We start from the raw sequence: 6201 nt of genomic DNA on the forward strand, positions 1-6201 counted from the left end.
GCGTCCGACGGGTCGGAGACCTTGTCGCCGGTCAGCTGCAGGCGCAGCCAGTCCTTGGGCAGCAGCACGCTGGCCACCCGCGCGAAGACTTCGGGCTCGTGCTTCTTGACCCACAGCAGCTTCGGGGCGGTGAAGCCGGGCATGGCGAGGTTGCCGGCGATGTCGTGCAGGCGCGGCGCGGCGGCCGTCAGCTCGCCGCACTCGGCGTGGCTGCGGCCGTCGTTCCACAGGATGGCCGGGCGCAGCACGGCGTCGTCAGCGCCCAGCAGCACCGCGCCGTGCATCTGGCCGGACAGGCCGATGCCGCGCACCGCGGCAAATTCGGTCGGGTGGGTCGTGCGCAATTGGGCCACGGCGGTGCCCGTCGCGCGCCACCAGTCGGATGGGTTCTGCTCGGACCACAGAGGTTCCGGTGCCGACAGCGTCAATGCGCTGCCTGCGGTACCAACGATGCGACCGCTGTCGTCAAGCAACAGCAGCTTGACTTCCGAGGTGCCCAGATCAATGCCGAGAAACATCAAGCAGCCTCCGCTGTTTCAAGAAAAATGGTTCCACCGTCAGCCAGAGGTAACGCGGGGCGGGTCAGTCGATAACGTGCCAGCGCTGCAGCGCCGACAGCGACGGCGTTGACGCCGAAGCGCGACGTGCGCACGATCGGCGGTGGCAAACCGGCTGCAGCGGCATAGGCGTTCAGCGTATCCAGCGCCGGCTTCAGGAATGGTTCCCCCAGCTCGATCGCGGCGCCACCGAGAACGATGCACGCGGGGTCGTAAGTGGCAGACAGGTTCTGCAGCAGCACGCCGAGGTAGCGTCCGGCGGAGGCGACGGCATTCTGGGTCTCAGGGTCGTTCCCCAACAGATGGCTGCGTATCCGAGACAGCGAGGTCATTTCCGTCCCCCTGCCGTAGCCCCGCTGCATGGCGCCCATCGAGATCAGCGCCTCCGCGCAGCCCYGGCGCCCGCAGGAACAACGCGGACCATCGAGTTGCAGCACGGTGTGCCCCACTTCGCCAGCGAAACCTCGGTTGCCGGTCAGCAGCCGGTCACCGACGATGACACCGGCACCGAGGCCCTCGCTGATGGAGACGTAGAGCAATGGGTCCGCTGCGGTCGAGGAGTTGAACTCCACTTCGCCAACCGCGGCGACAGCAGCTTCGTTCTGAAGGAAGAGCGGCACGTGTGCCAGCGGGGAGTCAGCCAGTCTTTCGGCCAGCAGTGCTGCGAATGGCACATCGCGCCAGCCCAGGTTGGGCGCGAATCGAAGCACGCCACGCGCTGCATCGACGCCGCCGGGCAAGCCGACACCGATACCCAGCGCCTGCTCGCTGGCGGCGAGCTGCCCGAAGACCTTCAGCAGCGATGCGGCGAGTACTCGAATGCACGACTTGGCCGAGCGAATGGCACCGTAGCTGGCGACAGTTTCTGCACGTATCTCGCCCGTGAGGGACGTGGCAACCACGCGCACGGAGTCGACGCCGACTTCGGCACCGAGCAGCAGCAGTCGGGTTGGATCGATGAACAAGGGCGTGGGGCGGCGACCCATGTCGCCTGTCGGGACGATTTCGCGCTCGACCAGCCAACCCTCGGTAATCAATTCACGGGCGAGCAGGCCGACGGTGGATTTGGTCAGGCCCACCACAGCAGCCAGATCGGCTCGTGACTGACCTGGTTTGGCGCACAGTTGCCTGACGAGCGCCATGCGATTGATGACTTTGAGGAGCTGTTGGCTCGCGGCGGCTTCGACCTGCAAGGCACTTCTCCCTGATGAACTTTCGTGGTCGGACCACAACTTGTCGTTGTGTTTTTGGTATGACCAATGTTAGTTGGGGCGATGGACAAAGTAAATAGGGGAGCGCGGCTTCGTCATCGCAGGCCGCGAGTCACGGCAGCAGCAGGAGATTTCACCGAGGCACTCCCGGACCCTGTTGCCCGGTCCGGGAAGTGGCGGGGAGGGATCGGATCCTGATGTTCCGAAACCATACGGGCTGCGATTCCGCCTGCAGCGCGATATGGCCGAATGACAACTGCAGGGGAGCACCGGCATCCAGCAGGGCCTTTGCGCTGTCCTCCCTGGGATCAAGCTGGGGATGCTGATAGCGCAGGACCTCGACGCCATTGACGCGATGGACGACTTCCTCGTTGCCTCGAACCTCGACCTCCACCGCTACCCACTCATCCAGGGGGAACAATTTCGAGGTCGACTCGATGATGTGGTCTGTCACCAGCCGGCCCTTCATCTCGAGGTTGGTGCCAGGCGTGCACACATTTCCCGTCTGGCGGCCCGCCGTTGCGCCCGCGCTGAGGAACTGGAATTCCATGCTGGCAGGCCAGGCCTGGTTGAGCCCCATCGTCCAGGGCGACTGTGAATGGATCATCACGCCGCTGTTGAGTTTGGCCCAGGGTGGGGCATCTGCAACGGCAGTGCCCGTGATCCGGTACTCGAGCCTAAGGATGTAATTGGCGTAGGCCAGGTTGGAGTACAGATGGCCGAACTGTTCGTCGAACTTGCCGTAGCCGTCATAGCTGACCTTGATCACGCCGTCTTCCACCCGAAACGTGTTCGCGTAGTTGTCTCCAAGCGGACGCTTGTTGATCTTCACGGTCCATCCGGAAAGGTCGCGGCCATTGAACAGCGAATGCCATTCGCCCTCGTCCTGCGCACTCGCGCGCGCTGGGGTCAGGGCGATGCACAGGCAGGCCAGCATCGTTGACAGAGATCGGTTCTTCATGACGTGGACCTATCCGGAAAAAGGCAAATCGCGCGGTCTCTTTCAAGGCCGCGCGTTGGTGCTGGAACGGTTCTGGCGAGTTCAGCCCCCGAACCGGTATTGCGCCAGCGAGGCCGGTTTCATCGTGATCGAAAAGCCCGGTGCTTCGGGCGGCATGTAGGCCGCGCCGCGCACGACACAGGGGTCGACGAAGTGCTCATGCAGGTGATCCACGTACTCGATGACACGGCCGTCACGCGTGCCGGCGATGCAGAGGTAGTCGATCATGGACAGGTGCTGCACGTACTCGCACAGGCCCACGCCGCCGGCATGCGGGCAGACGGGCAGGCCGTGCTTGGCGGCCATCAGCATGACGGCCAGGATCTCGTTGACGCCGCCCAGGCGGCAGCTGTCGATCTGCACTACGTCGATGGCGCCGCGCATCATGAACTGCTTGAACAGGATGCGGTTCTGGCACATCTCGCCGGTGGCGACCTGCATGGGCGCGATGGCCTGCCGAATGGCGCGGTGGCCTTCGACGTCGTCGGGGCTGGTCGGTTCCTCGATGAACCAGGGCTTGGCAAAGGCCAGGTCCTTGAGCCAGTCGATGGCCACGGGAACATCCCAGACCTGATTGGCGTCGATCATCAGCTTGCGGTCCGGCCCCAGCACCTCGCGGGCGATGCGCAGACGGCGGATGTCGTCCTCGCGGTCGCGGCCGACCTTGAGCTTGACGTGGTTGAAGCCCGCGTCCACAGCCTCCTGGCACAGCCGGCGCAGCTTGTCGTCGGGGTAGCCCAGCCAGCCGGCCGAGGTCGTGTAGCAGGGGTAGCCCTCGCGCTCCAGCGTGGCCAGGCGCTCGGCCTTGCCCTCTGCTGCGCGGGTGAGCAGCGCCAGCGCCTCGTCGGGTGTAATGCAGTCGGTGATGTAGCGGAAGTCGATGCAGCGCACCAGCTCGGCCGGGCTCATGTCGGCCACCAGGCGCCACACCGGCTTGCCCTCGGCCTTGGCCCACAAGTCCCATACGGCATTGACGACGGCGCCGGTGGCGAGGTGGATGGCGCCCTTGTCGGGCCCGATCCAGCGCAGTTGGCTGTCCGACGTGACGTGGCGCCAGAAGCGGCCCATGTCGGCGGCGATCCAGCTCAGCTCCAGGCCGACAACCAGGTGGCGCATGGCCTCAATGGCGCGGCAGCAGATATCGTTGCCACGGCCGATGGTGAAGGTCAGGCCATGGCCTTCCAGGCCCGGCGTGTCGGTTTCAAGGATGACGTAGGCGGCCGAGTAGTCCGGGTCGGGGTTCATCGCGTCCGAACCGTCGAGGTGCTGCGACGTCGGGAAGCGCACATCCACCGTGCGCAGGCCTGTGATGCGGGTGGTCATGCTGCGACGGTCTTCTGCGTTTGAACGCCCAGGCCCTGGATGCCCAGGCGCATGGTCTGGCCGGGCTTCAGGTACAGCGGCGGCTTCTGGCCCAGGCCGACGCCGGGCGGCGTGCCGGTGGAGATGATGTCGCCGGGCTGCAGGCTCATGAACTTGCTCAGGTAGCTGACGATCTGCGCAACGCCGAACACCATGGTGCGCGTGTTGCCGTTCTGGAAGCGCCGGCCGTCGATCTCCAGCCAGAGGTCCAGCTGCTGCGGGTCGGCCACCTCGTCGGCCGTGACGAGCCAGGGGCCGATGGGGCCGAAGGTGTCGCAACCCTTGCCCTTGTCCCACTGCGTGCCGCGCTCGAGCTGCCATTCGCGCTCTGACACGTCATTGACGACGCAGTAGCCGGCCACATGCTTCATCGCGTCGGCTTCCTCGATGTAGCGGCCACCTTCGCCGATGACGACGCCCAGCTCCACCTCCCAGTCGGTCTTGAGCGAGCCGCGCGGGATCTGCACCGCGTCATCGGGGCCGCAGATGGCGCTGGTCCACTTGGCGAAGACGACGGGCTCGGTCGGCACGGCCAAGCCGGACTCGGCAGCGTGATCGGCGTAGTTCAGGCCGATGCAGATGAACTTGCCGACGCGGCCGACGCAGGGGCCGAGGCGCAGGTCCTGTTGCGGCGTGCCGCTGACGAGTGGCAGGTCCGTCGGGTCGATATCGCGCAGCCTTGCGAGGCCGGCGGGCGTCAGCACGTTGCCTGCAACGTCATCGACAAGGCCTGAGAGGTCGCGCACGCGGCCGTTGTCATCGAGCAGGCCGGGGCGTTCTTGGCCAACAGGGCCGTAGCGAAGGAGTTTCATGGGAAGTTCGTTATTGACGGATCGGGAGATATGCCGAAATGACGCGCCTTAAATCGTGACGCCGCCATCAACGCAAACGGCCTGCCCGGTGATGAAGCGCGACGCGTCGCTGAGCAGGAAGACGACGAGCGGAGCGATGTCGTCGACGGTGGCCAGCCGGCCCATGGGCTGGCGGGCGATGAAGTCTTTCTCGGCCTGCACGGGATCGGCCGCCGCAGCGATCCGCCCGCGCAGGGACGGTGTGTCCACTGTGCCGGGGCAAAGGGCATTGCAGCGCAGGCCTTGCTTGACGAAGTCCGCAGCGACTGCCTTGCTCAAGCCGATGACGGCCGCCTTGGTCGTGCCGTAGGCGAAGCGGTTCGCAAAGCCCTTTACCGATGAGGCCATGGATGCCATGTTCAGCACCGAGGCGCCGCCGCCGTGGCGTGCGGCCTCTGCGAGCATGCCCGGGAGGAAGGCGCGCAGCGTGCGCAGCATGCTCTTCACGTTCAGGTCCATGCTGAAGTCCCAGGCCGCTTCGTCGCAGTCGAGCACCGTGCCGTGATGCACGAAGCCGGCGCAGTTGAACAGCCCGTGCAGAGCAGGCAACCGACCGGCCAGGCTCTGCACCGACAGGGTGTCGCGGACATCGAGAACCTCGGTACGCAGCGCCGAAGACGCCGCTTCCCGGGCCAGCGCGGCCAAGCCACTCTCCTGGATGTCCGTGGCGATCACCTCGGCACCCGCCGCAAGGCAGGCCAGGGCGCTTGCACGTCCGATTCCCTGTGCTGCTGCGGTGATCAGAACGGTCTTGCCCGTCAGGCAGGCGGAAGGGGCGTGGAAGTCACTCACGATGGTCAGGGTATTGAAGGTCTGACCAGTGTAGGCGAACATGGCATAAATCGTTAAATTGGCCTTACCAATTTCAATTATCGAAGGCGCTGGCGCCCATTGACCCGATTCGCGACAGTTGGCCAGGCCGCGTTTTTCATGGATTGCCGTCGACGGCGATTTGCCCCGTGAGGCGAGCGCTTCGTTGTGCCGGCGCCCGCCTTTGGCTCTAGAGTGCACAGGACGCAAATGCCGAAGTTTGATGGCGTGCAATCTGACCTGACCAGCATCAGATTCCTCATGGGAGGGATCGTGCTCACCGTGGCCGTGCTGGGTGTTCACATGATGCTGCCCGCGCGAACTCTGGATCTGCTGGAGCCGGGCGTGAGCAAGCATTTCCTGGAAGCCCCCCCTCAGGCCGGCGAGGAAACCGCGGTGCAGTGGGTGGA

At 65.3% G+C, this 6201-nt stretch carries 7 protein-coding genes; 1 reads left to right on the top strand and 6 read right to left on the bottom strand.

Going from position 1 to position 6201, the window contains the following annotated elements:
• The 6 genes from AC1DU6_RS16855 to AC1DU6_RS16880 all read right to left on the bottom strand — a co-directional run.
• On the bottom strand, positions 1-518 hold a 518-nt coding region (locus AC1DU6_RS16855; RefSeq protein ID WP_477858438.1), incomplete at its 3' end, for an FGGY family carbohydrate kinase.
• Complete coding sequence (locus AC1DU6_RS16860) at positions 518-1750, bottom strand: ROK family protein (RefSeq protein WP_477858440.1); 1233 nt, start codon at positions 1748-1750, stop codon at positions 518-520. The genes AC1DU6_RS16855 and AC1DU6_RS16860, both read right to left, overlap by 1 nt.
• Positions 1751-1901: 151 nt before the next feature.
• Positions 1902-2729: a 3-keto-disaccharide hydrolase gene (locus AC1DU6_RS16865; RefSeq protein ID WP_477858442.1), complete on the bottom strand. Its 828-nt coding sequence runs from the start codon at positions 2727-2729 to the stop codon at positions 1902-1904.
• Positions 2730-2810: 81 nt separating this feature from the next.
• Entirely contained in the window at positions 2811-4091 is a 1281-nt protein-coding gene (locus tag AC1DU6_RS16870) for an L-fuconate dehydratase (RefSeq protein ID WP_457446175.1), read from the bottom strand.
• Positions 4088-4942 carry an ureidoglycolate lyase gene (locus tag AC1DU6_RS16875; RefSeq protein WP_457446173.1) on the bottom strand — a complete coding sequence of 285 codons (855 nt, stop codon included), beginning with the start codon at positions 4940-4942 and terminating at the stop codon, positions 4088-4090. The genes AC1DU6_RS16870 and AC1DU6_RS16875 overlap by 4 nt, the downstream gene beginning before the upstream one ends.
• A gap of 48 nt (positions 4943-4990) precedes the next feature.
• Complete coding sequence (locus AC1DU6_RS16880; RefSeq protein ID WP_056193466.1) at positions 4991-5743, bottom strand: SDR family oxidoreductase; 753 nt, start codon at positions 5741-5743, stop codon at positions 4991-4993.
• 276 nt (positions 5744-6019) lie between these two features.
• On the opposite strand from AC1DU6_RS16880, the gene AC1DU6_RS16885 reads away from it, so the two are divergent.
• Positions 6020-6201, top strand: a 182-nt coding sequence (locus tag AC1DU6_RS16885) for a hypothetical protein (protein WP_477858445.1), incomplete at its 3' end; no start/stop codon positions are given.

The organism is Roseateles sp. P5_B10, from assembly GCF_056400485.1.